The following is a 26188-nucleotide window of genomic DNA, read 5'->3' as shown; positions in this document are numbered from 1 at the left end:
GCTGATTTGAATCGGCCTTTTTCAACGAGAAAATAATCTATGGACTAATAGTCACTCTCGTTCCATTTGGGACCATGCCTGCAAGCTGCAAAACGTCTCGATTATACATCCTAACGCATCCATGAGAAACGGCTTTGCCAATTGAACTAGGATCATTGGTCCCATGAATCCCATATCCGTGTTTTGAAAGTGACATCCATAAAACCCCAAATGGCCCTCCAGGATTAAACTGGCGATTCACAATGACAAATTCACCCGTTGGTGTATTGGTCAACATTTTCCCTACCGCAATCGGAAAAATTTTCATCAATCTTCCACTTTGAAATAAAGCAAGTCTCCTCTTCCCTACTGATATCTGAATCGAAAAAGGGATCGTACTCGGCTCCGGCAGACCAGGAATTTGAATTTTTTGTCCTGCATGCAAATGGCCTAACCCGGGATTTGCAGCATAAAGTCGCCTAAGGCTAACCCGATAATTTGCGGATATTACCGGCAGCGTTTCACCCGGCTTTACTGTATGAATCATGCCATCCCCTACCTTTTTTCTTTAGCTTATGTCAGGACTAGTTCACCGTTGACTGAATACAACTTTCAAATTATTAACGAAGCGGCTATAATCCTTTAATAAGAGGTGAGTACTTTGGATTTGAGGCAATTAAAATATTTTTTAGAAATTGTTAAGCATAAAAGTATTACAAAAGCATCCGAATCACTCCATATTTCACAACCAGCCCTTAGTAAGATGATTAAAGGGCTTGAAGATGAACTAGGTATTCCATTAATCGTTCGCACCAATAAAACCAGTGACATAACTGATGCTGGTTTGGTTGTAATGGAGTATGCACAAAAAGTTATGCTCCTCATGGATGAAATGGCTATTACGCTAAATGATATGACAAATCTGTCAAGAGGACAGATTCATATTGGCCTTCCACCGATTATCGGGAGCCTATTCTTCCCAAAAGTCTTAGCAAAATTTCACCTAAAGTATCCAAATGTCCACATTAATTTCACCGAGTACGGGGCAGCTAGAGTGGTGAAGAGTGTGGAGGAAGGAGAATTTGAGTTAGGGGTCGCCGTTCTTCCCATTGAAGAGCAACATTTTGATATTTATCCAATTGTGGAAGAGGAAATGAAATTATTAGTCCATCGTGAACACCCTCTAGCAATACAAGAAATCGTTGAATTACATGAGTTAAAGGATGAGGAATTTATTTTTTATAGTGAGGAATTTGCGTTACATCAAATCATGCGGAACGAATGTATCAGTCAGGGATTTGAACCAAAAGTCCTATTCAAAAGTTCACAATGGGATTTCATGTCTGAAATGGTGGCAGCAAATTTAGGCGTTACCGCCCTTCCAGAATCGATTTGTAATCGCGTCCAAAACCCTGAAATTAAAATTATCAACCTCCGTCCTGCTATTCAATGGAATCTTGCTGTTATAGCTAAAAAAGACCGTTATCTTTCCTTTGCTGCACGTACTTTCATAAACTTCATTTTAAATGAAAAGCAATTTTTCCATTATAACTAAAAGTTATTCATCTTATTCTAAATATGTATTTTACGAATCATGAAGTTAGTCGTAACATTACTCTAGTAAATAAAAATCCGTTATTTATTTATAGAAAGGTTGTTACGATGAAAATCTTAAAAATAATCCTGCAAATATTGTTTATTCATATATTCCTTTTTCTTGGAATCGTCATTAAAACATTTGTTCAGGTGCCGATTCCTGCTTCAATGATTGGTTTGGTATTATTATTTTTGGCTTTAATGCTAAAGCTTGTAAAGCTCGAATGGGTTGAACAAGGCGGAAAATGGCTGCTGGCAGAATTGCTTCTTTTCTTCGTTCCATCAGCAGTAGGTATTGTTAATTATAAAGAAATCTTAGGATGGCAAGGTGTTGAAACAATCGTGCTTATCATTTTCAGCACAATGATTGTTATGGGAACTACTGCGTTTGTGGCTGAAAAGCTTTATAATCGAAAACTTAAAAGAAGTGATGCATTTTGAAAATAATCTTTTTTACTGTCATAACCTATCTAATCTATCGTGTAACGAAAAAAGGTTACACAAAATGGTCATTCCCGCTGTTTCATCCATTACTTATCGCTCCACTTGCTTTAATTGGCTTAATTAGTTTAATGCACGTGTCTGCAGATGAATACTTACATTCATCAAAATGGTTAACAAACTTACTCGGACCAGCAACAGTAGCATTTGCCATTCCGATTTATAAAAATATTCGTTTAGTTAAAAAGTACATCGGAAATATTTTAATAAGTATTACAACAGGAAGTTTAATCGCTATTTTTTCTTCTCTAGGACTTTCTAAACTCATTCACCTGAATTCTGATTTTGTGATAAGTATTTTACCAAGGTCAATAACAACACCGATTGCGATAGAAGTATCCAAAGAAATTGGTGGTTTGCCGACCTTAACCACCGTTTTTGTTATTTTAACTGGAGTTACTGGTGGTGTAATCGGTCCGATGGTGATTAAGGGATTATCGATAAAGACGCCGATTGCGAAAGGCTTAGCACTTGGAATGGCTGCACATGGGGCTGGGACCAATAAAGCCATGGAATATGGTGAAAAAGAAGGTACATTTTCTACCCTCGCCATGATATTTGCCGCCATGATTACCTTAATTTTGGGATTCTCACTTATCCCAGCCCTTATGAGTTTTATTCATTTACACTAAGAAACCGCCATTTGAATTGATATTGGCGGTTTTATTATTAGAATTAATCCATCCGAAATAATGGCGACATATCTTCTCTAATATGATTGATATAAAAATAATCATTGCTCGCTGCATCATATACATAATCCTTTTTCCAATCCGAAATATTGCTGACAATTTCATTCATTGCTTCAACAAACAATGAAATCTCTTCATTGGTCATAATTGGGTGTAAAGAAAAGCGAACCCAGCCAGGTTTAGCGGACATATCTCCTAAATTGATTTGATCGGTTATTTGCTTTGATGTTTTTTCATCAATATTATATAGATAATGCCCATAGGTTCCTGCGCACGAACAGCCTCCCCTCACCTGAATGCCAAACCGATCATTGAGTAAGCGAACAATCAAATTGTAGTGAATATCTTCAACATAAAAAGATACGATTCCTAAACGATTCTTCATATGCCCGTCTAATACATGGAGATTTGGGATTTTCTCTAATTGGGGAAGTAAAAAAGCTAGTTGTTCCTTTTCCCTTTTTAACATATTCTCAATACCCATTTGATTTTTCAAATTCAAGCAAAGGGCTGTTCGAATCGCCTGTAGAATCCCTGGTGTGCCCCCATCTTCCCGTAGTTCAATGTCTTCATAATATTTATGATTTCCCCAAGGATTTGTCCAAGATACCGTTCCACCCCCTGGATGATCAGGCACACTATTTTTATATAAACGAGAATCAAACACTAGTACTCCACTCGTTCCAGGGCCACCTAAAAATTTATGCGGGGAGAAAAAAATGGCATCCAATTTTTCCAGTGGGTCTTTGGGATGCATATCAATTTTTACGTAAGGAGCAGCCGCCGCAAAATCAACACAACAAATCCCTCCATGTTTATGCATGACCTTTGCCAACTGATAGTAGGGCGTTTGTATTCCAGTCACATTAGAACAAGCGGTAAACGAACCAATTTTCAGTTTTCGTTTTTTATAGAGAAAAAGTTGCTGCTCCAATTGATATAGATCGACTCTTCCATCCGCGTCAGGAGGAATGATAACCACGTCCCCCAATGTTTCAAGCCAGGAGGTTTGATTCGAATGGTGTTCCATATGCGTTATGAAAATGACCGGTCTTTCCTCTTCTGAAAGCTTAAGGTGACTTCTCCACTGTTCGGGCACCCTAACTCCCAAGATTCGTTGAAATTTATTTACTACTGATGTCATTCCAAAACCATCCAGGATAACAATATCGTTTTCATCCGCATGAACATGGTCCTTTATGATTTTTCTCGATTGCTTATAGATTCCTGTCATCATTAAACTTGTAATATTGGATTCTGTATGGGTATTGGCCATATAGGGTCCAAATATTTCCGTTATTTTTTGTTCAATCGGTCTGTAGAGACGTCCGCTGGCTGTCCAATCGGCATAAATAATTTTCTTTTTACCGTAAGGCGATTCAAAATCTTGGTTCATCCCGATCACTTGAGTGCGAAAATCATAAAAATATGCCTCGAGGTTATCAGGGATACGGTAAGTATTACTTCCAATTTTCGCTGTTATCATAAATTGACACCTCGCATCACTTCTTGCTAATTAATATATGCAAGGCCCTTTTGCAGTGGTTCTTTTCAGAACAAAAAGGAGACATCCCCTAAAGGAAATGCCTCATTTCATTCTAATAAGTTGTTATCTTTGCCGATTCTTTCTTGGTAACTTCCTCGATTTTTTGAATAAACATTTGAAACACTCTTCGCTTTTCCTCAAGATCTTTTATGTATTCTTTCAACTGATTATAGCTTTCCTCAAAAGGTTTGTGATACATCTGGCGAATTTTTTCAATGATTTCTTCGTTTACTGTCGATTGAATGACCTGTTTGGTAATTCCATATTTATAGGAATATACCTTTAATTCCTGTGCAACTTCATCATATTCCGACGCAATTTCATCAAGAACGAGTGAAATATCGTCCTTCCACTCTTCTAGTGATTTTTGCAGATAGGATTTTACCATCGTCTCTTCCATTTAGACACCCACCCAACTAAAGTCTTTCATTTATTATAGCTTTGATAGTTTACACGGAAGTTTCGGAGAGATTACAAAGCCTTTTCAATCACATGTATTTATATTATTAATAGAAGGAGCTGGGCACATCGGCTGCCCAGTTTTTCAATTTAGCTAAATGATGGTTTTCTTAAAGAACAATGAGTACTTTCGGAATAAAGTTCTGGTGCAAATTCTGCTAACTTTTTTATAAAATAACAGGTTTCAGGAAAATAGTGCTCTAAATTGCCTTCAAAACGATAATATTCAAATGAAACGGTATATGATTGTTTGGCAAACGCAATTTGCTCAGTTGAAGAGACACTTAAAGCTGGATTCAATTGCTGTAGGTTATGAAGTAAGGTTCCAAATGATTGAATAAACCTCTCGGCGATAGAAATTCCCTCCTCTTCCTCCTTCGAAAGATGGTCTCGCACAAAAATCGCGTGATCCTGGAGAATTTCCAGCCAAAATAAATGCTCATCCCACACACATATTGCAGTATTCATCCAAATCCCCCCTAACAAGAGCATATTAATTTAAGGGCAAAAAAAGACGATTACGTTTAAAAAGTAATCGTCGTGCTTCAGTTAGTTTCTATTAGTTTTACGAACTCATCTAGTGTAGTGGAGTATTTGATATACGTTCTGGGCAGGAGATAAAGCTCGTTTTTTATTCCTGTATTAGAATAGAGACCTGGGATAGTCGTAAGTCCATATGTATAATATTTTTTCGTTTCTCTTATTACCTGTTCGTCTGTATTTCCATAAGGATAAGCCAAAGCGATAATAGGCTTGCCTGTTATTCGCTGTAATTTTTCCTTCGAATCTTTAAGTTCATATGTTAAATTTTCGGTTATCGTTAAATCTGGATGTGTTGCTGTATGGGATTGAATGGAAATTAAACCCGAATCTGCCATCTTCTTTATTTCAGTTTTAGATAAACGATTGGATCTACCGATAAAGTCTGATATGACAAAAATGGTTCCAGCAGGCTTAAAGCTCTTTGTTTCTAATTTTTGAAAAATAGCAAAAGCGTTAAGATTATTTTTGTAACCATCATCAAAGGTAATAAAAATAGGTTTTCTCACCCTTTTCATTTCTTGCCAGCGTTCGAAGGTTAACAATGTATAACCATGCTCTTTTAAGTACGTCATCTGCTTTTCGAAATTTTCCGGTGTAACATACAGCTCTTTTGATCCATGCCCGGTAAATTCATCAATGGAATGATAAATTAGAATTGGTACATTTTGCAGCGCAAAAACTTGAAGTGGATTTTCAAAAACGAATAATAAGCAAAAGGTAAGTGCCAGCTTTTTCATAAGATTCCTCTCTTTATCCACTGGTTGGTCTCCTGCCTATTATTCCTCAAATTATGATTTAAACCCCTCTTTTACGTTTTTTGAGAGTGGATTCGGAAGAAGAGTTTCTTTCATAAAAAAAAGTGGTACACTATTTTCATTGATAATAAAAGGAGAACTACTCATGACCGAATATAAAATCTTATTTTTAGATATAGACGGTACCATCCTTACCCAAGAAGATACGATTGAGGAGTCTACAAAGGACGCTATTCTTCAAGTACAGGCTAAGGGTATAGAGGTATTTTTAGCAACTGGAAGACCGATCCATGAAATTAAAGAACTGGCTAAAGAATTAAATATTGACTCTTATATTGGTTATAATGGTGCGTACGCCATATATAAAGGTGATGACATTTTTCAAGATCCAATGGATGATCCTTCCGTTAAGAAATTCCTCGATATTGCAAATGTGAATCAGCATGATGTCGTTTTATATACAAATGAAAAGAATGTGCTAACCACATTAGATTCACCACAAATGCAAGATTTCATCAAAAAGTTCCATTTACATAAGAATGAACTTTATTCCCATTCTAATAACCTTAAGGTTCTTGGTATGACTCTGGTGAATTTAAATAATAATGATCCCGCCCTTTACCAAGTGATAGACGGAATCCATTTATCACAAGTCAATGTTGATGGGATGCGCCATTGTTATGATGTCATCAGAGACAAAGTAAACAAAGGTTATGGGGTTCAAATGGTTTTAAAGCATCTCGGCATTGCTAAGGAAAACTCCATTGCTTTTGGGGATGGCATGAATGATAAAGAAATGCTTCAACAGGTTGGTGAGAGTTTTGCCATGGGTAACGCCCATCCCGATCTCTATGAGATTGCAAAGCATAAAACCACAGACGTCAACAGGTCAGGTGTATTTAATGGATTGAAGACTTTGGGTTTAGTGGAATGATTTAAGCAGTGTGCTTCAAAGTAGAAGCCACTGCTTTTTTTTTGAAATGGGTATTTCAATTTAAAAAAAATGTTATTATTTCTTGCTTTAAGTCTTGTTTTGATAGGTTTTGTCATATAGCAGGAAAATAGGATACTTCATGGTGAATTACTATCATAACGATGATTATTTCCTAGATTTCTTTAGAGAGGAATGAATTGTAAATGAAGACCTATACCTTAAAAGAAGCAGCTAAAAAAATAAATATCCCCCCTTCTACCTTAAAACAGTGGGAACATGAGTTTAATGAAATACTTGAAATTCCCCGTACTAAACAAGGAGCAAGAATTTATTCCGAGTTGGAGATAGACCTGTTGCTTGACATTAAACGAATGTACCAAGAAAAGTTAAGTAAGGAAGAGATACGTAAAACGATGCTACAACAAGAGCCAGAAGAAGAAAATAGTAAAGAAATGGAACCTTCCGCTGTTTCCATCGAAGTCCTATCAGAACCATTTGCTCCTGTAGTTGTGGACGATAATCCTTTAAAAAATGCCAATCTATTTTTTGAAGCAATGGATACCTATACGCAAAATTTCTTAAATGAAGTAAAAGAAGAAATCCGAAGTGTTGTCCGTAAAGAAGTAATAGAGGAAGTAAAAAAAGAAATCAAAAATGGAACATTGACCACCGTAAAATCACTCTCCGATTCCATTTATAAATCGACAGCTAATACAAAAGCTGAAATTCAAGACCTGTCAGTATCGATTGAAAAGGCATCAGAAAATACACTTGAGTCTTTACAATACCTTTCAAAAAGCATATCAAACGTTACGATAGAAACAACAGAAGAAATCTTCACTCTTTCAAAACAGTTGACTGAGACCTCTGAGGAGTTAGCGAATTACGTTGATGTCACTAATAATGAAATCTCAAGCTTGACTGAAGCTATCGCTCTAGACCGTGAATTTTTTATTGAAGAAAGAAATCAATATCGTAGCGAAATCACCCAAAGAGAATTAGCTTTCCAACAAATGTTGACAAGCTTTCGAGATGTAGCAGCAGCTAAGGAAAAGAAATGGTGGAAATTCTGGTCTTAAAAAAAATGGGTAATCATTTCGTCGTTCGGAGTTTACGGGAATTTTAACTTTGGAGGGATTCGATATGAATACAAGCGAAGTAGCTAAATTATTAGGAGTGTCTACTAGTACGATTCAGCGCTGGGTAAAACAGCTCGATCTGCCAATGGAACGAAATGAACGAGGGCACTATCATTTTACCAGCAAGGATATTGACATATTAAAAGGAATTCATGAACAGTTGCAAAGCGGGACACTCATTCAAGAAATTGCTCCTGTCAAAGAGAAAAAAAGTTCTCGCAAAGGAACTGTTAAGTCCGTGGAGAAGGATGAGACAATAGAAAAATTAATGGAGAAAGTAAGCAAATTAGAAATTGGTCTACACGCAAAAGCAGACTCGGTTGCTTCCTATCAACTTCTCCAACATCGTCGTGAAATTGAAGAGCTTCAGCAACAAATAACTGGATTAACACAGAAGGTAGAATTACTTCAAACTGAAATTATTGAACTTAAAAAATCTTCACATTTAGAAAAACCACTTGTTCTAGATAATGGAAAGGTAAAACGAAAAAAGAAAAATTTCGTTAGCTCGTTATTTGGGTTTTAATTTCTAGTTTTCTAAACAAAAAAAGCCGAATGTGGCACATTCGGCTTTTATACTTTTAGTTCAACAAGTGGCTGTGTATATTTTTTCATCAAATAACTTCCAAGGACTTTACAAATTAAGAAGGAAATGATGAAAAGTAATAGATAATTTCCCGCAAAGGTACTTAAACTCTCATCCGGTATGAAGGCTTCAAACGATTTAATAATAAATCCATGGAATAAATAGATATAAAGAGTTCTTTCTCCGATTTTCGTTAATTTAAACTGCGTGGACGGGATAAGTGTTAAAAACCCAAACATAACGATGAAGGTCACGCCATATTGAAGTCCACGAAATAATCCATCTGATATTTCTTTTCCACCCATGTTTGCATAAGAAGTATCACCCAACAGCCAGGGAACGGCGTCTTTTGGGAAACCAATCCCAACAGTGATTAGGGTTCCAATTAAAATTAAGAACCCGAGAGGAAGTGAATATTTAGCCCGGATAACCCTTTTTAATTGATTACTGTTTAATAAATACCCTAATAAAAAATATGGGAAGAATACAAATGTTCTAGATAAGCTTAAAAAACTGCCTATATGATCAACATAACCGATGCCAATTCCAATAACGATGGCTATCACAAAACCCTTCCACCTTAGCTCCGCAAAAAGATAAAGCAACAAATTCCAACAAAACAAACTCATTAAAAACCAGAGCGACCAGTGTGGATGAAGTAAATCAAAATCCAATTTTTCTTCTTGTCCATTTAGATAATAATAAACAGAGTAAATTAGTTGAAAGATTAAATAAGGAATTAATATTTTTTTTACAGATTTTATCAAATATCCCTTCTTTTTATACCCTTTGGCGAAGTATCCTGAGATTAAGATAAACGCTGGCATATGGAATAAAAAAATAACGGAATATAAGGTAAAAAGAATCCCATCATGTTCCTTTAAAGGACTGATGAGATGACCAAAAACAACGAGAAAAATTAAAATACATTTAGCATTATCGAAGTATTTACTCCTTTTTGAAGTTGCAACCATTTAATCACCCCATAGTTTTATTCACTCAAAAAGGTATATTAAAATTTTTTCAATAGACTCCTTAATTCATGATACCTCAAAAACATTACATGAATATGTATCTGGATTTACATAATGTTTCACGGCAATTACATTTTTAAAATAATAATCAAATATACCTACGATTAAATTACCATGCTAATCTTAATTAAACCATAAATGGATGTTGTAAAAGCATTTCATTTTGAGAGGCTGCAAAGAACTGCTAAAATTTTTATGAACAACAAATCTAGGTTTTAAGGAAAGGAGCTGACAATAATGATTCAAGAAAATGCCAAAAAACGGCTTAAAGATATTCGATATTCAGTTCTTGACCTTTCTCCAATTATTGAAGGAGGAGCACCAACTGATTCTTTGAGAAACACTTTAGACCTGGCCCGCCATGTTGAAAAATGGGGATATAACCGATATTGGCTTGCAGAGCATCATAATATGCCAGGGATTGCAAGCTCTGCGACTTCAGTGGTGATTGGCCATGTTGCAGCAGGCACAACCTCCATCCGCGTTGGCTCTGGAGGAATTATGCTTCCAAATCACGCACCGCTCGTCATTGCCGAACAATTTGGTACACTCGAATCTCTCTTTCCCGGCCGCATAGACCTTGGTCTGGGACGTGCACCCGGAACAGACCAATTGACTGCTCATGCATTAAGACGGGACCGCCGAAGCGATGGTCAGGACTTCCCTGAGCAGTTGGGAGAACTACGAGATTACTTTAATTCATCAAGGAAAAATTATGTAAGAGCCATTCCAGGGGAAGGATTAAATATCCCTATTTGGCTGTTGGGTTCCAGTGGCTTTAGTGCTCAATTAGCTGGCCAATTAGGATTGCCATTCTCTTTTGCCAGTCACTTCTCACCGGAATATACAAACCCTGCTCTCGCCCTTTATCGCAGCAATTTCCGACCATCAGCGGCATTAGAAAAACCCTATGCCATGGTTGGAGTGAATGTTATAGCTGCAGATACTGATGAGGAAGCTAAATGGCTATCAACATCGATGCAGCAGCAATTCCTTGCGCTCATTCGGAATAATCCCGGAAAGCTTCAGCCTCCAGTAGAAAATATCGACGATCTTTGCAGCGATTACGAAAAGTCATTGTTAGCTGGTCGATTAAGTACCACCATTATCGGTTCACCAGAAACGGTTAAAGATAAGCTTCAGGCCTTTTTAGATGAAACCCAGGCAGATGAAATGATCGTTAATGCACAAATTTTTGATCATCATGCCCGCCTGCGATCCTATGAAATTTTAGCAGAGATTGTTAAGTAGACGTATAAAAGAGCTTGGTTGTTCCAAGCTCTTTTATTATATTTTTACAATGTCCACTAACCTGTTGCTGATTATTTCAGAGTATTTCCCCTTAAGCTCCTCGATTGAAATTTGAAGCGTTTTTGCGAGCAAAGGTAAATATTCTTTGTCGTATCGGAGCCAAGATGTATAGTTTCTTTTAATAAATCGTTCCGCTTCGGCATACGACATGAACGATTGATTTCGTTTTTCTCCATTATGATAAAGGGTATAGCTGTTATCCCCCGTACTCAGAATAAAACTAATTTCACCCTTATGATTTTGATAACTGCTTCCATATTCAGATTCTTTTACGTTAAATTCATTTCGATCTGCATCTGGTTTAGGAGGAAGGTTATCAAAAACCTGCACAATAAACGTTTTAAATGCTTCATTTGTCAAATCTGATCCAGAGGCTTTCGGATGTCCCCCGCCGCCGTACTTCTGAGCAAATTCCGCTACATTTACTTCATCATGAATAGTTCGAAACCCCATTTTCTTGGTGCCAACATTCAATAAAGCAATCATATCCAAATGCGGATTTAGATTATTTAAGGCATTTCCCAGTTCAGATAAATATTGCTCAGCATGGACAATTCCTACGCAAAAATCACTCACAAAGGTTTGTACCATTTGTCTGCTTTTGGACTGGATATAGCGCCCAATTTTCTGCTCTTCGATATCGAGAAGCATATTTTCTGTATCAGTAAGGTCAAATGAATTTTTATTTTCCATAAGCCTTTTTAACATCTCTTCTTCAAATTGCTCGCGATTCCTAATATAGAATAAATCATTTAATCGTTTAGCGGTTACATTATTGTTTTCATCCCATTCCCATGTATCATACTGACGGACTAGCTCGATAAACTCCTCTAATGCATTATTTCGCTCGAGTTTTCCCTGCTCAACGAGGAAATCATAAAATAATGAAGTTGCACATGTTTTTTTCCCTGTATCATATTCTACTTTTACACTTGCCCACGAATATTCATTAAAGTGCATGGCTGTGACATGGTGATCAATCATTTGAATATGCTTTCCCTGCCGGAATCTCTCTGCTAGTTTTTTCTCAACATCGCTATTAACAGCTAAATCAGTGATATACACATCCTCAGCATTATTCTCTGAATTTGAAATAAATGCTTCCACTCTTTGATTTAAAATTCGATAGGAGCAATAAGAAACATCTGCCCTTTCCCCGAATGCTATCTTTGCGATTAACCCGCAGCCTAATCCATCCAAATCAATGTCTGTAAAAAGTTTTACCATCTCTTCCCCACCATTCAATAATTTTTCCATAACGTATAGTTTGGTACTGGAAGATTGTTCTTATACTGTGTTTTTTTAGAAAAAAATATAACCTGCTTTTATGACCAGGTAACAAACATCACATACATTTCAAATACAAGATGATACGATACATAAGAAGTTCCATATGAAAATCAATTGAAATGGGGTTATGAATTGAACTTTCCACAACTTAAAATAGGTCATATAATGCCCAAGGTGCCAATCCTCCAAGGTGGGATGGGTGTAGGCATCTCTTTGAGCAAACTTGCATCAGCTGTAGCAAATGCTGGCGGAGTTGGAATTATTTCTGGTACAGGTATTTCAGTTGCGGAAATGCGTTCTCATATAAAGCAAGCTAGAAACCTTATTAAGGATACTGGATATATTGGGGTAAATGTGTTGTTTGCTATGAATGATTTTGCTGAAAAAATGAAAGCAGCACTTGAAGAAAAGGTTGATTTTATAATTTCAGGAGCTGGAATTTCAAGGGATATGTATGCATGGGGCAAACAAGCTGGGATTCCTGTCATTTCGATAGTTTCTTCAGCCAAATTGGCTCGGATTTCGGAGAGGTTGGGGGCATCTGCGGTTGTGGTGGAAGGTTTTGAGGCTGGAGGGCATCTTGGAACTGATCGCCCCATGTTTGACATTCTTCCTGAAATTATTGAAGCCGTTTCGATTCCAGTGATTGCTGCAGGAGGAATTATGAACGGCTGCGATATTGCTAAAGCACTTTCAATGGGTGCCTCAGGTGTGCAAATGGGGACTCGGTTTGTGGCCAGCGAAGAATGTGATGCACCGTTAGCCTTTAAGCAAAAATATGTTAATGCTCAAGACGATGATTTGGTTTTAGTCAAAACCACAGTAGGATTACAAGGGAGAGCGATTAAGAATCATTTTACTGACTTAATTAGCGGACCAGACAAAATAAAAATCGCTAAATGTTTGGACTGTTTAAAAAATTGCTCCTACCGCTTCTGCACACTAGATTCTCTCGTTACCTCCGTTAATGGAGATGTTGAAAATGGGTTAGTTTTTGCGGGTGCAAGAGTGGGTGAAATTAAAGAAATCTTACCTGTCCAAAAAATCATCGACAATCTTTCAGTAGAGTATGCGAATTCCGTAATTTAAGGACATAATAGGAAAGCCAACCATAAAAAAACTGCACCCCCAATTGTTAGTGGTGTCTAACAATTGGGGAGCAGTTCATGAACGGTCGGCTTTTCCTTATTTATATTTATGGCAGCTTCTTTATTTTGCTTGTAATCGCAGTTCTTGGCTTTGGGTCGGGTATTTCTTCTGGATAGCCGACAGCAAGAACGCCAATGAGGTCATAATTTTCTGGAATACCCAGCGTTTCTCGATTTTTTCCTTTCGCTCCAATCGAAGACCAAAATGTCCCTACTCCCTTTTCCCAGGCTGCCAGGTTAAAATTTTGCACAAAGCATGCTGTTGCCATTGCATTTTCATCCGTTTCAATTTTTGTTGATCCTTGTTTCGATAATATTGCCATTAAAAATGGGGCATTTCCGAAATTCGTTTTATGGTTTAATGTTGCTCTTGTCTCACTTCCAATAAAATAAATCTCCCATGGCTCCGTCATCCGATGATTAGGAGCCATTGCTGCCGCCTGCAACCACGAATAAATCAACTCTTCCTTAACAGGATCCGATTTAAATTTTTTTATATTTCGTCGAGTATTAATAGCGTTTAATATATTCATACCTATTGCTCCACCTTTCATACATTGGTTATTGTATTAGCATATGTTAACTATTACCAATATCGTGCTTTTATAAGCTAATTGAGTAAAAAACATCCGCATGTACAAAATAATTATCGACCGAATTAGAAAGGAGGGTTCCGAATGACAAATCGTAACGATAATCGTGAACGGAGAAATAAATACCCAAATAACAAAAAACAAGACACTGAATTCTCAAAAGAAACAAGCATTCGAAGTGAGATAACGAAAAAAGATTTACAAAAATAATAATACCTATTGGCGAAAAGGAGGTCCGTCCTCCTTTTTTAATTTCCAAGTTTATAATATCCTCTTTTCAAGCCATAATAACAAAACCAAAGAGACTGAATAAAAAAGAAAATCCCCCAGATTGGCGCAGGAATAATATGTGTTAATTGAGCAAGATTTGCTGCATCCCCTGCCGCTAAGGGCTGAACTAAGCTAATTGTTAAGATTTCATAGGCACTTTGTACCGAATCAACCAATAGAACCGTAGCAATCAAAAGTAAAATATGATCTCTTAGGCCTTGACCCCCTTTTATAAGTAAAATTAAAAAGCCGACCGCGAAGGAACAAAGCCAAAATATTCCATATGGATTACGTACCCAAAATAGCAAATTTAGAAAAATAAAACCTAACAATATATCAATCAAGAGTATTTGTTTTTTCTTTCCGATTAGCAAAAATGAAAGAAACGCCATAAAAGATGCAAAGGTATAGCCAGCAAGACTGGTAAAAAAACTGCCAACCCATGTAGATTGATGACTATAGGTTGCCCCCTCTGAATTCATAAACAATGATATCCTTTCAACATTGCCCCCTAATAGTGCGATTAAAGCATGACCTGATTCATGAATTAAGGTGTTAATTATTTTTACATAATTTCCAACAATCGGAACATGTATCAATAAAAAAGCAAACACGAGGAAAAAGAAAAACTTCGTACTGAATTTATCCCTAACAAAGCTCAAAATACATTCTCCTCCTATTTTTTGAAAATTTTTTATTATCTTTATTTTAACATCTTTAAGAACACCTATCTAAATTAAAACATTAAAAAGCTGGCAATTTTTTAAATTGCCAGCATTCTTTTATTCAACCAACACGTTCAATTAATTGTCCATCCCTCATAACGACAATGCGGTCGCACAAAGGGAGAATTTGCTCATCATGTGTAACAATAATCGCTGATTTATTTTGCTCCTTAACAATTTGGGAAATCAACTCGATAATGGCCATGCTTCGATTTGAATCCAGGCTTGCAGTTGGTTCATCTGCCAAGATAATTTCAGGATCATTAATAAACGCTCTTGCTATCGCTACCCGTTGTTTCTCCCCGCCTGACAATTGGTAGGGATAAGCTTTAGCACGATGATCCATTTCCACTGCGGATAACATTTCTTTTATTTTTCTCTTACTACCACTTGACCATTGGTTCGCCATCTTTAAAACGAGGCTTAACTGTTCTTCCACCTTTAAATAAGGGACTAAATTAGACGTTTGAAAAATATAGCCAAGATGATCCAAACGAATATTTGCTTTTTCTATTTCATTGAAAGTGGCTATATCTGTTCCATTCACTATTACTTTTCCTTTATCAGGGGATTGCAAGGCGCCTGCAATCGATAAAAAAGTGGATTTTCCGGAACCCGAAGGTCCTACAACAGCTACTACTTCTCCCATCCGGAGACTAAAAGATAAATTTTTTACAATATGATTTTCTTTTTCACCATCTTTAAAGGATTTTTCTACATTTTCTAAAATTAACGGTTCAAACATTATTCTAACCTCCCCATCGCCTGAATTGGATCTGCTTTCACAATATTAAAAACGGACAATAACGAACCGAATATAGAGACGAGGAATAGAATTCCTGAGAATTTAGCAATCTGCTTCATATCAAAAATAAACGGAATATCATTCGGGAGTACCACCATAAAGACCCTGGTGAATGCTACTGCTGCCGCTATATTTACCACTGTTAACAAGATTACCTGGAATATCGTCGATTTTACGAGAAGGCTTGATTTAGCTCCAATTGCCTTCAATATACCAAACTGCGCTGTTTTTTGAATTGTCATAATGTAGAAGAACGCTGCTAAAACAAAAACGGCAATAACAATTAAAAATGAAAGCATCATATAAAGTGAATTTTGCTCAGCGGAATATCCGGGGATGCCCTTTACGATTTGACCTTTTTCTATCCATTTTCCATTTTCCACTGAATTAGCAATTTCTTTTTTCTGAAATTGATTGTTCTTCTTTAGAACGACGGCATTAAATTCATTCCCTTTATTCCCACCAGTTGTTTTCTTCCAACTTTCAAGAGAAATAAGGGCAACAGGAGTATGACTAAAGGTTTGATCCTCCATGAATCCTGCCACTGTAAACTCAAAACCACTCCGAGCATCTTCGAGAATGTCTCCAACCTTAATATTTTCAGATTTAAGCGAACGGTCTAGCAATAAAGCATTCATTCCACCTGTCATTAAGCCCTTTCCATTAACTAACTTTGGTTCTAAGAAACTGCCAGGTTTTATTGCCATAAAGGTAACATCAACTTTATTATCCGAATTCTTTTGTGCTAATGCACCCATTTGGATGCCGATTGGCTGTGCATCGCTGTTAGAATCTAGTTTTTCTATATCGAGGGTTAAGTGAGACCTATCAATACGATTGTCAGCACTTTTTTGCAAATAAAAGGAGTCTGCATCCATATTAATAATCGACGAAGCATTATTCATGGACAAGCCATTGGCCAATCCGCTAATCACAAATACTAATATTGCCACAAAAAAGAGAATAAAGCTGATTAATAAAAATCTTACTTTAAAAAAAGTCATTTCCTTAAACGGTAGAAAGTACATAAAAAAATTCATCTCCCTTGTTTCATTTCATAAGAAGGATACTTAATGAATATGAACGGAAGATGAACTACACTTTACAGTTTTGGAAGAATCACCTTGAAGGCAGATTCCTTGCCCTTTTGACTATTTAATTCAATTTTTCCTTGGTGCAAATCAATAATTGATTTAACGATGGATAGTCCCAACCCAGTACCTTCAACAGACCGCTCTCTTGAAACGTCCGCTCGGTAAAAACGATCAAAAACTCTTTCCTTTTCTTTATCATCTAGACCGACTCCAGTATCCTTGAATACCACTTCCAGTTGTGATTCAGATTCACGTAATTCTATATCAATTGTTCCGTTATCGCGATTATATTTAATGGCATTCGATAACAAATTCTCCCAGACTGAATATAACAAAGAAGCATCTCCATTAACCCAAGCATCATCTATGAGCTCGTAACTAATCATAATTCCTTTTTCCATGATACTCCATTGATATTGGTGAATGACCGTTTTTAATTGGCCGGAAACATCAACCCTACGAACATCCATTATATCCTTCTTGCTTTCAATGGAAGATAGAAGCAAAAGCTGTTTTGTCATTTTTGATAACCTGTCTGCTTCTGAATGCATGACTTGAATATACTTCTGCTTGTCCTGTTCACTTTTATCATTATTTTCGAGCATGTTCAAATACCCTTTAATATTCGCAAGCGGCGATTGAATATCATGTGAAATATTCGATATTAATTCTTTTCGGAGCATATCAACTCGTGCCAGTTTCTTGGACATTCTTGTAAAATTGGCTGCTAAGTTACCCAGTTCATCCATTCGCCCAATATCAAGCTTGATTGAGAAGTTGCCTTCGGAGATTTCTTTGGTAGCCTTGTTGAGCTTTCGTATCGGATCGACTAAATATTTGGTGCTGATCAGCACCAGGAATATACTTAATAAAATGGCAATGATCAGAAGCCAGCCAAATAATATATGCATTTCGTTAAACATAAGCTTTATATCAGGTCTAATAAACAAGGCATATTTTTTATTTTGGTATTGAAACGGTACCCCGATGGAATTCGATAATTCATTCGCAAAAAAGCCTGTTACAAACGTTTTGTGAGGAAACTGACGAATTCCATGATAAACAATTCCTTCTAATACCTTATCTGTTATCTTATCCGGCAAATCCTTCACTCTGAAGGAAGAGCCAAAATAACTCCTATCTCCGTCTTGATTTATCAACACGATTTGATAGCCAATCGAACCGATATGTTCAAAATAATCCTCTAAACTTATCAAGGGGTGCTTGCTTGCAAATTCCGCCATTTCTGAAGCAAATTTAGTTATCTTTTCATCATTTTGCTTCTTTAATTTAACCTGGTAATAAGCATTGGAGATGAAAAAGGAAATAATTCCACTTACAATCATTATCATGATCGTAATAAAAGCGAATTTACTATATAAAGATTTCATAATCATGATCTTTCTACCTCTAGGGAATAACCCACTCCTCGAATCGTTTTGATGGCAAAATCCGCTGACATGTTACTAAATCGCTCACGCAAACGTTTAATATGAACATCAACTGTTCTTTCATCCCCTTCAAACTCTAAACCCCAAACTTTCTCAATCAAATGACTGCGACTGAAAACCTGGTTCGGATGGGTGGCGAGAAAAGATAATAACTCAAATTCCTTTAAAGGCAGCATGAAGGTTTTGTTCTTTATTTTTACTTCATAGCTTTTCTTATTTATCGATAAGGAACCTAGATTAATATTCGCCTCACTCGTGTTGCCATATCTCCTTAGCAAAGCATTGACCCTGAATATTAGTTCCTTTGGTTCAAATGGTTTAATTAAATAATCATCTGTACCTGATTCAAACCCTTTTTCTTTATCTTCTATTTGGCTTTTGGCTGTTAGTAAAATAACCGGGATATCATACAATTTCCGGATTTTATTGGTTAAAAGAAACCCATCCATCACTGGCATCATTACATCCACAATGGCTAAATCACACAGTTCTTTTTCCAATATTTCCATTGCAGCAGCACCATTTTCTGCTGCTTGAATTCTAAATCCTTCTTTTAAGAACAAGGCTTTCACTAAATTACGAATATACACATCATCATCACAGATTAAGATTGTTTTCATTTTTCCTCCTACCCAAATACATTAATTCCATTTCATTTTACTTAAAGAGCAAACGCTTGGAAAGAATGAGCCTCTTATTCAAAATTGGGAGTGAATTCGACAAACTAACAACTTATGTGTTATGATTGAGTTGTCACATTAACAAACACTGTTTCAAAAATAAATAAAGGGGGAATAAAAGTGATACAGTTCAAAGACATTGTTAAGAAGTACCGGACAAAGACGATCATAAATCCTTTTTCATTAGATATTGAAGCTGGTCAACTAGTCGTTTTTATTGGACCGAGTGGCTGCGGGAAAACAACCTTGCTTAAAATGATCAATAAATTGATTCAGCCTACTTCAGGAAAGATTTTTGTCAACGGGACAGATATCTCCACCATGAATCCGATTGAATTACGGAGAAATATTGGATATGTGATTCAAAACACAGGATTATTTCCTCACATGTCCATCAAGGAAAACCTAGAGTTGATCCCGAAATTGAAGGGTGAAGACCAGGTTGCCATTGAAACAAAAACATTGGAATTACTCGAAATGGTTGGATTAGATCCCAAGGAATACTTGCACCGCTATCCGAAAGAATTAAGCGGCGGTCAGCAGCAAAGGATTGGCGTAGCCAGGGCATTCTCCACAAACTCCGATATCATCTTAATGGATGAACCCTTCAGTGCATTAGATCCCGTTACAAGAAGCTCACTTCAGGATGAATTATTCCAAATGCAAAAGGAATTAAATAAGACAATTATTTTTGTCACGCATGATATGGATGAAGCTATTAAAATAGCTGATAAGATTTGTATTTTAAAAGATGGAGATATCCTGCAATACGATACACCTGAAAATATTTTAAAAAATCCTGCTAATGAATTTGTCGAAGGGTTTATTGGAAAACGAAGAGTGTGGAACAATCCTGAATTATTGTTAGCCGAGGATATTATGATTCATAATCCTGTTAAAATTACTGCGATGCGCAATGTTTTACAGGCAATTGAGATTATGAAGGACAATAAAGTGGACAGCCTAATGGTTACAGATAAACACAACGTTCTTAAAGGGCTTGTCACTTTAAAAGGCATCCAATTACTAAATCGAAATACTTCCATTGAAATGATCATGGAACAAAATGTACTCTCTGTATACCAGGATGCGAATTTAATTTCTGTGTTAGCCATGATGAATGAACATAAAATCGGCTATTTGCCAGTTGTAAATAATGCTAAGCAATTAACAGGACTTATTACCCGAAGCAGCATTTTATCGGCATTAAGCAGCCAACTAATTGATTTGGAGGTGGCGTTTTAATGGGTAATTTTTGGAATTATATCACGAATAACTATCAGCAAATTTTTAATTTACTAGGACAACATCTTTATTTAAGCATCGTTTCGGTATTAATTGCGATTGTTGTAGGGATACCACTTGGAATTCTCATTTCAAGAGAACCAAAGCTTTCAAAGCCGATCATTGGGACGACCAACGTTATTCAAGCTGTACCGAGCTTGGCATTACTAGGTTTCCTGATTCCTTTCATTGGGATAGGCAGTACGCCAGCCATTGTCATGGTTGTACTTTATTCCCTGCTGCCAATTGTTAAAAATACGTATACAGGTTTAACAAATATAGATGGGGATATTCTGGAAGCCGCCAAAGGTATCGGTCTGACCAAGAGTCAAACAATGAGAAAGGTACAGTTACCATTAGCCTTCCCGATGATTATGGCGGGTATCAGAATTTCAGCAGTTACCGCTGTTGGTTTAATGACCATTGCTGCCTTCGTTGGCGCAGGCGGTCTTGGTTATCTTGTTTTTTCAGGTGTTCAAACAGTTGATAACAACATGATTTTAGCTGGTGCAATCCCTGCATGTATACTCGCGCTCCTTATTGACTTTATTGTAGGAAAATTAGAATCCTCTCTTTCCTATACAAGTAAAAAACGGTCGACATCAACTAAGGGTAAGAATTCGAAAAAATGGCTTATAGGGATTGCCTCTATTCTTCTTATTTTTGCAGGTGCATTTACGATCTATTCGAAAGCCAATGCAGAAGATAAAATTGTCATCGGATCAAAGAATTTTAGTGAGCAGTTAATTTTAGGGAATATGCTGGCGGATTTAATAGAAAATAAGACTGATATTCAAGTAGAACGAAAATTAAATTTAGGTGGTTCCCAGGTAGCTTTTAGTGCCTTAAATAAAGGCGATATCGATATTTATGTAGAATATACTGGAACTGGATTAGTTAATATCCTAAAGAAAAATCCAGAGAGTAATCCAGACAAGGTTTATAGTATTGTTCAAAAGGAATTCAATCAGAAATATGGGATTCAATTGTTAAAACCGATTGGATTTAATAACACCTATGCATTGGCTGTAAGACAAGATACGGCCGAACAATATGGATTAAATTCTATTTCCGATTTAGCCAAAGTGAGTAACAACTTAATTATGGGACCAACTCTTGAATTCCCCAACCGAGACGATGGCTTAATTGGACTTAAAAAAGCTTATAATCTGAATTTTAAAGGCGTTAAAGCAGTAGACGGAGGATTACGCTATACGGCACTTGATAAACATAAAAGTGATGTTATTGATGCCTTTTCTACTGATGGTTTACTTGAAGCATTTCATTTAAAAGTTTTAAAAGATGATAAAAATTTCTTCCCGCCATACTATGCAGTCCCGATTATTAAACAAGAAACATTGAAAAAGCATCCAGAATTACAAAAAACGATAAATTCTCTAGCTGGAAAGCTTACAGATGAAAAGATGCGGGAGCTTAACTATAAGGTTGACAGCCTCAAGCAATCTCCGGCAAAAGTGGCAAAAGAATTTTTAAAAGAAGAAGGATTAATTTAGACACAAAGAAGCCAGTTTCGGTTGAAACTGGCTTCTTTGCTACTATTCCTTTAAAAAATGTAAGACTCTGTCATAAGTTTTATCGTCACCGATGACAAGCAGCACATCCCCTTCCAATATGACCGCATATGGCCCCGGGGAGATAATCATGTCTCCGTTTCTTTTCATTCCAATAACTGTACCACCAGTATTTTGCCAAAATTTCACTTCGGAAATTGTTTTGCCGATATGGCTACAGTCCGGAAAGACTTCCACCTCAATTGGCGCTAATGGATTTGTGTGCCGAAGCTTGCCTGAATAATCCAAAATTTTTCGAAGTGTATCCAGCAGCTGTTCATCAAGCTTGTCTCTCTCATCGATTAACCGATTCATACTCTTTTCAAGATCTTTAATGCTTGCTAAATTGGAAAAACGATGAATATATTTGAAAGCATTTTCTTTTGATGCGATAACAATCCCACTGCCCATAGCCGAGTGAACAATATCGACATCCTCTAAAATTTTAATGGCCCGCCTGACGGTTTCCGGAGATACTTTATATTCACTTGCAAGTGTTGACCTTCCGTGAATCTTTTCTCCGACCTTAAATTCCCCATCGTGAATTCTATTGGCCAAATCAATTGCAATCCGCTCGTATGTTGGGATTTGTGCTCTTTGCATAAAAACACCGCCACGTTTGAACTATAAAGACTTATTGTTTACATTTACACTATACGCTTTCAAAACCTTGTTTTCCAGCAGGAGATTGAGTTATTTTCTTCAGTTTGGACATAATTGTAAGGAATTCTTTTGAATAGGATGAAATTATAATGAGAAAATTAATTATCATTTTAAGTTCGGTTTTTATCATTTTTATGGCCATCTTATTCATTTTCTATCTGATAAAAGATGATCATTCCAGATGGCAGGTGGCCCTAGGAGGTGTTTTAGCCGGCGGATTTCCGTTAATTTTATTACGTTTGAAAAATATTCCTTTTAATATACCTATAATTATCAGCTATTATATTTTTTTATTTTGCTCCTTATTTTTAGGGTCAATCTCGAGCTTTTACCTTCACTACAAATGGTGGGACTCCACGCTACACTTTTTCAAAGCGATTTTTATTGGAGTTGTTGGGATCGCTCTGTATAAACAATGCATACCAGATAATGTCCGTAGCGATGTATCTGCTGTTATCCTTTTTCTCTTTGTCCTCTCACTTGCTGTTCTTGCAAGTGTACTATGGGAGATTTATGAATTTGTTGGAGATTTAATATTGACCCACACTATGCAGAGGGGTGGTAATACAGACACAATGTATGATTTATTGTGTGGGTGTGCCGGTGGTCTCCTTATCGCTATATACGCCAGTGTTAGAAAACAAAAAGTTTAAAACGGGAGGACTCCTGAATGAATCGGAAACTCGTTATTCTTTTAAGTGCATTATACGTGATTTTCATGGCAATTTTAGCTGTCTATTATCATAATATTGGCCAATCCTTTAAATCGACGGTTGCCATAGGAGGTATTGCATGTGGTGCTGTCCCTCTTTTGTTGGCTTTATTTACGAAACTTCAATTTAATTTACCCATTGTAATCTCTTATTTAATTTTTTTAATCGGCTCACAATATTTGGGGTCCATCCGGGGTTGGTATAGCCTTGGCTGGTGGGACACCTTTATGCATTTTGTCAGCGGAGCGATTTTAGCTTTTTCAGGAATTGCTTTATATGAAAGATTGATCCATCGGAATGCCGGAGATGAAATATCCCCTTGGTTTGTCTTTTTGTTTACTTTATCATTTGCGGCACTGGGCGGTGTCTTGTGGGAAGTATATGAATTTAGTTCTGATCAATTTTTTAACATGACCTTACAAGGAGGCGGCAACAAGGATACCATGACTGATTTAATAGCTGATACTGTGGGAGGACTTGCTATTGCAATTTGGGCGGGGATACGGACGAAGATTAAGTTAAAAAGAGCATAAAAGAGGCTCAGGCCACGAGCCTCTTTTATATAAAACGGTCCTAATTAGCCAACTTTCACGATCGATACAGGTACACCATTCAGTACCGCATTCCCCGATATCGGATCAATTACCCGATTATCCGTCAGCAAGTTAACATTCACTCCTGGGTGCTCTTTTGCAACTCCAAGGCGTGTGCCTGAAAGATTATGTCCCCAGCCATGGGGCAGGCTTACCGTTCCAGGCATGATATCCTCGGTGATTTCCACAGTCACTTGAATTTTTCCTGTTCGGGATTGGACCAATGCCTTCCCTCCATTTTTTAATCCCAAGCTAACTGCATCACTAGTATGAATGAGCAGCGTACAACGGTCCTCCCCTTTTACCAGAACAGGGAGATTATGAAGCCACGAGTTATTGCTGCGCAAATCCCTTCTACCTACTAATAGGAGATCCGTGGATTTAGTTTCAAGTGTCCCTTTCAGACGTTCAACATCTTTTACTAAAATAGCCGGAGCTAATTCAATTTTACCTGAAGAAGTTTGCAAAATTTCAGTAATCCTTGGCTGCATCGTTCCAAAATCCATCCCATGGGGATTTTCCTCAAGCACGGATAAATTAAGTCCATCCGGTATTTCTCCAAAATGATCACCATACGGCCCTACCCGAAGATAAAAATCTAGTAAACGCTCTGGCCCTTTTCGATTTTTTAGCAGGTCAAAAATTTCTTGCGGTTTCCTCTCAGAAATCGGTGAATTCTCGTTTTTAATTTCGTGCTTAATAAGCTCCATCACAGTTAAATCATCTAAAACTTTGATTGGGTCACCTTGTAAATTATGCTCACTCACTTCACCAGCTAAATGGAGAAGAATCTTCCAGTCGTCCAATTGGTCTGGTGGAAGTTCAAAAACTGGTTTTGAATAATGGGCAATATTTCTAACTGCTAAATTGTAAAAAGTAATATCATAGTGTGACCGTTCTAAAGGTGAAGGAACTGGAAGAATCACGTTAGCAAGTCTAGAGGTTTCATTTAAGTAACAGTCTACACTAACCATGAAATCTAGACTCTCAAATGCCGTTGTCAGGCGCCCACTATTTGGTGCTGAAAGCGCAGGATTGCCGGCCAAACAAATAAAGGCTCTAATTTGTCCTGGCCCTTCGGTTTCGATTTCTTCTGCCAAGCATGAAACTGGCAGTTCGCCCAATACTTCCGGCATGGTACTTATCCTGCTTTGATAACGGTTATAACGCATGGACCGAGCTTTTTTTGAAACTGCACGTCTTGTTGCTGGATTTGGAAACATGACACCGCCTTGGCGGTCCAAGTTCCCCGTTAATACATTTAACACATCTATTAGCCAGCTATTCATCGTGCCAAATGGTTGTGTACAGGTTCCCATCCTTCCGTAAACAATTGCTCTTTCTGAACCGCTTAGTTCTCGGGCAATACGGCGAATGGCATCAGCGGGTATTCCACATTTTGCTGCAACAACTTCCGGTGTAAAATCCTGTGATAATGATTTCATTTCCTCTAATCCATTTAGTAGATTAACTAGTTTGCCTGGAGTAACCAAATCCTCTTCAAAGAGCGTATGGATTAAGGCAAAAAGAAAAAGCGCATCCGTTCCCGGACGGATAAACTGATGTTCATCTGCTTGTTTAGCGGTCAAGGTCCGTACAGGATCAATAACCACTAACTTCCCGCCGCGTTCCTGAAGCTCCTTCAACCTTCCTCTCATATTCGGTGCAGTCATTAAACTTCCATTCGATGCAAGCGGATTAGCCCCAATCATTAAAAAGTAATCGGTATGATCGAGATCGGGAATAGGAAGATTAGCATCACTGCCAAACATGATCTCAGAAGAAAGTTGTTTTGGCATCTGATCTAACGTACTGGCAGAAAATACACTACGACTTCCTAATGCTCTTAAAAACGTAGGGCCATATAACATACTCCCTAAATTATGAACAGTAGGGTTTCCTAAATAAACTGCGATTGAATTTCTTCCATGCTCCTTGATAATTGATTGCAGCCCTTTTCTCACTTCTGAAAAAGCTTCCTCCCAAGATACTTCCTGCCAATCCGATCCGCGGCGGATCATCGGCTTCCGAATTCGGTCAGGGTCTGCATGTAGTTCTTTGACACTGAATCCCTTTGGACATAAATATCCTTTGCTGAAAGGGTCCTGCTTATCTCCCTTAATGTGGACAACCTCCTGACCCTTCGTATAGATTTCCAGGCCGCAAGTTGCTTCGCACAATGGGCAAGTCCTGTAACTTATTTTTGTTTCTTGCTCATTCAAAATCAATTGCA

General features: G+C 37.2%; 28 protein-coding genes. 13 read left to right on the top strand and 15 right to left on the bottom strand.

All coding sequences use genetic code 11. The features are described from left to right. Positions 1–37: 37 nt before the first annotated feature. Positions 38–526, bottom strand: a complete 489-nt coding sequence (locus tag ABES02_RS15825) for a L,D-transpeptidase family protein (protein ID WP_430136699.1) — start codon at positions 524–526, stop codon at positions 38–40. Positions 527–640: 114 nt separating this feature from the next. On the opposite strand from ABES02_RS15825, the gene ABES02_RS15820 reads away from it, so the two are divergent. The 3 genes from ABES02_RS15820 (at position 641) to ABES02_RS15810 (ending at position 2708) form a co-directional block, all read left to right on the top strand. Continuing rightward, positions 641–1534 (top strand): LysR family transcriptional regulator, encoded by an 894-nt coding sequence (locus ABES02_RS15820; RefSeq protein WP_430136696.1) that lies wholly within the window; start codon positions 641–643, stop codon positions 1532–1534. A gap of 107 nt (positions 1535–1641) precedes the next feature. Next, entirely contained in the window at positions 1642–2016 is a 375-nt protein-coding gene (locus ABES02_RS15815; protein ID WP_430136694.1) for a CidA/LrgA family protein, read from the top strand. Continuing rightward, complete coding sequence (locus ABES02_RS15810) at positions 2013–2708, top strand: LrgB family protein (RefSeq protein ID WP_430136691.1); 696 nt, start codon at positions 2013–2015, stop codon at positions 2706–2708. The genes ABES02_RS15815 and ABES02_RS15810 overlap by 4 nt, the downstream gene beginning before the upstream one ends. Before the next feature lie 43 nt (positions 2709–2751). On the opposite strand, the gene ABES02_RS15805 is transcribed toward ABES02_RS15810, so the two are convergent. The 4 genes from ABES02_RS15805 to ABES02_RS15790 all read right to left on the bottom strand — a co-directional run bounded on the left by ABES02_RS15805 (position 2752) and on the right by ABES02_RS15790 (position 6053). Beyond that, positions 2752–4254 (bottom strand): aminotransferase class V-fold PLP-dependent enzyme, encoded by a 1503-nt coding sequence (locus ABES02_RS15805; RefSeq protein ID WP_430136688.1) that lies wholly within the window; start codon positions 4252–4254, stop codon positions 2752–2754. Positions 4255–4366: 112 nt separating this feature from the next. Beyond that, positions 4367–4714 (bottom strand): hypothetical protein, encoded by a 348-nt coding sequence (locus ABES02_RS15800; RefSeq protein WP_223595528.1) that lies wholly within the window; start codon positions 4712–4714, stop codon positions 4367–4369. Between the two features lie 149 nt (positions 4715–4863). Further along, a complete protein-coding gene (locus tag ABES02_RS15795) occupies positions 4864–5241 on the bottom strand; it encodes a DUF2935 domain-containing protein (protein ID WP_430136685.1) in 378 nt (125 codons plus the stop codon). 77 nt (positions 5242–5318) lie between these two features. Further along, positions 5319–6053, bottom strand: coding sequence for a polysaccharide deacetylase family protein (locus ABES02_RS15790; RefSeq protein WP_430136748.1), 735 nt, complete (start codon positions 6051–6053; stop codon positions 5319–5321). Positions 6054–6216: 163 nt separating this feature from the next. Between ABES02_RS15790 and ABES02_RS15785 the strand changes: the two genes are divergently transcribed. The 3 genes from ABES02_RS15785 (at position 6217) to ABES02_RS15775 (ending at position 8670) form a co-directional block, all read left to right on the top strand. After that, positions 6217–7005 carry a Cof-type HAD-IIB family hydrolase gene (locus tag ABES02_RS15785; protein ID WP_430136682.1) on the top strand — a complete coding sequence of 263 codons (789 nt, stop codon included), beginning with the start codon at positions 6217–6219 and terminating at the stop codon, positions 7003–7005. A 203-nt stretch (positions 7006–7208) separates the two neighbouring features. Next, a complete protein-coding gene (locus tag ABES02_RS15780; RefSeq protein ID WP_430136679.1) occupies positions 7209–8084 on the top strand; it encodes a MerR family transcriptional regulator in 876 nt (291 codons plus the stop codon). A gap of 64 nt (positions 8085–8148) precedes the next feature. Beyond that, complete coding sequence (locus ABES02_RS15775; protein WP_430136676.1) at positions 8149–8670, top strand: MerR family transcriptional regulator; 522 nt, start codon at positions 8149–8151, stop codon at positions 8668–8670. A gap of 47 nt (positions 8671–8717) precedes the next feature. On the opposite strand, the gene ABES02_RS15770 is transcribed toward ABES02_RS15775, so the two are convergent. After that, entirely contained in the window at positions 8718–9704 is a 987-nt protein-coding gene (locus tag ABES02_RS15770; RefSeq protein WP_430136673.1) for an acyltransferase family protein, read from the bottom strand. Positions 9705–10001: 297 nt separating this feature from the next. On the opposite strand from ABES02_RS15770, the gene ABES02_RS15765 reads away from it, so the two are divergent. Beyond that, positions 10002–11015 carry an LLM class flavin-dependent oxidoreductase gene (locus ABES02_RS15765; RefSeq protein WP_430136670.1) on the top strand — a complete coding sequence of 338 codons (1014 nt, stop codon included), beginning with the start codon at positions 10002–10004 and terminating at the stop codon, positions 11013–11015. A 36-nt stretch (positions 11016–11051) separates the two neighbouring features. Here the strand turns inward: ABES02_RS15765 and ABES02_RS15760 are convergent, their stop codons facing one another. Beyond that, positions 11052–12302 carry a DHH family phosphoesterase gene (locus ABES02_RS15760; protein ID WP_430136668.1) on the bottom strand — a complete coding sequence of 417 codons (1251 nt, stop codon included), beginning with the start codon at positions 12300–12302 and terminating at the stop codon, positions 11052–11054. Positions 12303–12479: 177 nt separating this feature from the next. On the opposite strand from ABES02_RS15760, the gene ABES02_RS15755 reads away from it, so the two are divergent. Beyond that, a complete protein-coding gene (locus ABES02_RS15755; protein ID WP_430136665.1) occupies positions 12480–13454 on the top strand; it encodes an NAD(P)H-dependent flavin oxidoreductase in 975 nt (324 codons plus the stop codon). A gap of 106 nt (positions 13455–13560) precedes the next feature. Here ABES02_RS15755 and ABES02_RS15750 read toward each other — a convergent pair whose 3' ends face one another. After that, the gene (locus ABES02_RS15750; RefSeq protein WP_430136662.1) at positions 13561–14046 is read right to left on the bottom strand and encodes a nitroreductase family protein; all 486 of its coding nucleotides are present in this window, start codon (positions 14044–14046) and stop codon (positions 13561–13563) included. Between the two features lie 144 nt (positions 14047–14190). Between ABES02_RS15750 and ABES02_RS15745 the strand changes: the two genes are divergently transcribed. Further along, complete coding sequence (locus ABES02_RS15745; protein ID WP_430136660.1) at positions 14191–14316, top strand: hypothetical protein; 126 nt, start codon at positions 14191–14193, stop codon at positions 14314–14316. Positions 14317–14354: 38 nt separating this feature from the next. On the opposite strand, the gene ABES02_RS15740 is transcribed toward ABES02_RS15745, so the two are convergent. The 5 genes from ABES02_RS15740 to ABES02_RS15720 form a co-directional block, all read right to left on the bottom strand. Further along, entirely contained in the window at positions 14355–15038 is a 684-nt protein-coding gene (locus ABES02_RS15740) for a M50 family metallopeptidase (protein WP_430136658.1), read from the bottom strand. Between the two features lie 124 nt (positions 15039–15162). Next, entirely contained in the window at positions 15163–15846 is a 684-nt protein-coding gene (locus ABES02_RS15735) for an ABC transporter ATP-binding protein (RefSeq protein WP_430136656.1), read from the bottom strand. Next, complete coding sequence (locus tag ABES02_RS15730) at positions 15846–16934, bottom strand: ABC transporter permease (RefSeq protein WP_430136653.1); 1089 nt, start codon at positions 16932–16934, stop codon at positions 15846–15848. The genes ABES02_RS15735 and ABES02_RS15730 overlap by 1 nt, the downstream gene beginning before the upstream one ends. A 74-nt stretch (positions 16935–17008) precedes the next feature. Continuing rightward, positions 17009–18397 carry a HAMP domain-containing sensor histidine kinase gene (locus ABES02_RS15725; RefSeq protein WP_430136651.1) on the bottom strand — a complete coding sequence of 463 codons (1389 nt, stop codon included), beginning with the start codon at positions 18395–18397 and terminating at the stop codon, positions 17009–17011. Further along, positions 18394–19071, bottom strand: coding sequence for a response regulator transcription factor (locus tag ABES02_RS15720; RefSeq protein WP_430136649.1), 678 nt, complete (start codon positions 19069–19071; stop codon positions 18394–18396). Before ABES02_RS15720 ends, ABES02_RS15725 begins: the two co-directional genes overlap by 4 nt. A gap of 180 nt (positions 19072–19251) precedes the next feature. Between ABES02_RS15720 and ABES02_RS15715 the strand changes: the two genes are divergently transcribed. Both ABES02_RS15715 and ABES02_RS15710 read left to right on the top strand, forming a co-directional pair. Then, entirely contained in the window at positions 19252–20376 is a 1125-nt protein-coding gene (locus ABES02_RS15715) for an ABC transporter ATP-binding protein (RefSeq protein ID WP_430136647.1), read from the top strand. Then, positions 20376–21929: a glycine betaine ABC transporter substrate-binding protein gene (locus tag ABES02_RS15710; protein ID WP_430136645.1), complete on the top strand. Its 1554-nt coding sequence runs from the start codon at positions 20376–20378 to the stop codon at positions 21927–21929. Before ABES02_RS15715 ends, ABES02_RS15710 begins: the two co-directional genes overlap by 1 nt. Positions 21930–21971: 42 nt before the next feature. Here ABES02_RS15710 and ABES02_RS15705 read toward each other — a convergent pair whose 3' ends face one another. After that, complete coding sequence (locus ABES02_RS15705; RefSeq protein WP_430136642.1) at positions 21972–22589, bottom strand: TrkA C-terminal domain-containing protein; 618 nt, start codon at positions 22587–22589, stop codon at positions 21972–21974. Positions 22590–22738: 149 nt separating this feature from the next. Between ABES02_RS15705 and ABES02_RS15700 the strand changes: the two genes are divergently transcribed. After that, positions 22739–23302 carry a membrane-spanning protein gene (locus tag ABES02_RS15700; RefSeq protein ID WP_430136640.1) on the top strand — a complete coding sequence of 188 codons (564 nt, stop codon included), beginning with the start codon at positions 22739–22741 and terminating at the stop codon, positions 23300–23302. Positions 23303–23319: 17 nt separating this feature from the next. Beyond that, a complete protein-coding gene (locus tag ABES02_RS15695) occupies positions 23320–23895 on the top strand; it encodes a hypothetical protein (protein ID WP_430136637.1) in 576 nt (191 codons plus the stop codon). 44 nt (positions 23896–23939) lie between these two features. Here ABES02_RS15695 and ABES02_RS15690 read toward each other — a convergent pair whose 3' ends face one another. After that, positions 23940–26183 carry a molybdopterin oxidoreductase family protein gene (locus ABES02_RS15690; RefSeq protein WP_430136634.1) on the bottom strand — a complete coding sequence of 748 codons (2244 nt, stop codon included), beginning with the start codon at positions 26181–26183 and terminating at the stop codon, positions 23940–23942. Positions 26184–26188 lie beyond the last annotated feature (5 nt).

Source organism: Neobacillus pocheonensis, assembly GCF_050477905.1.
Classification (GTDB): Bacteria; Bacillota; Bacilli; order Bacillales; family Cytobacillaceae; genus Neobacillus; species Neobacillus pocheonensis_A.
The sequence above is the reverse complement of the archived record's forward strand: the minus strand, read 5'-3'. Positions and strand labels throughout refer to the sequence as shown.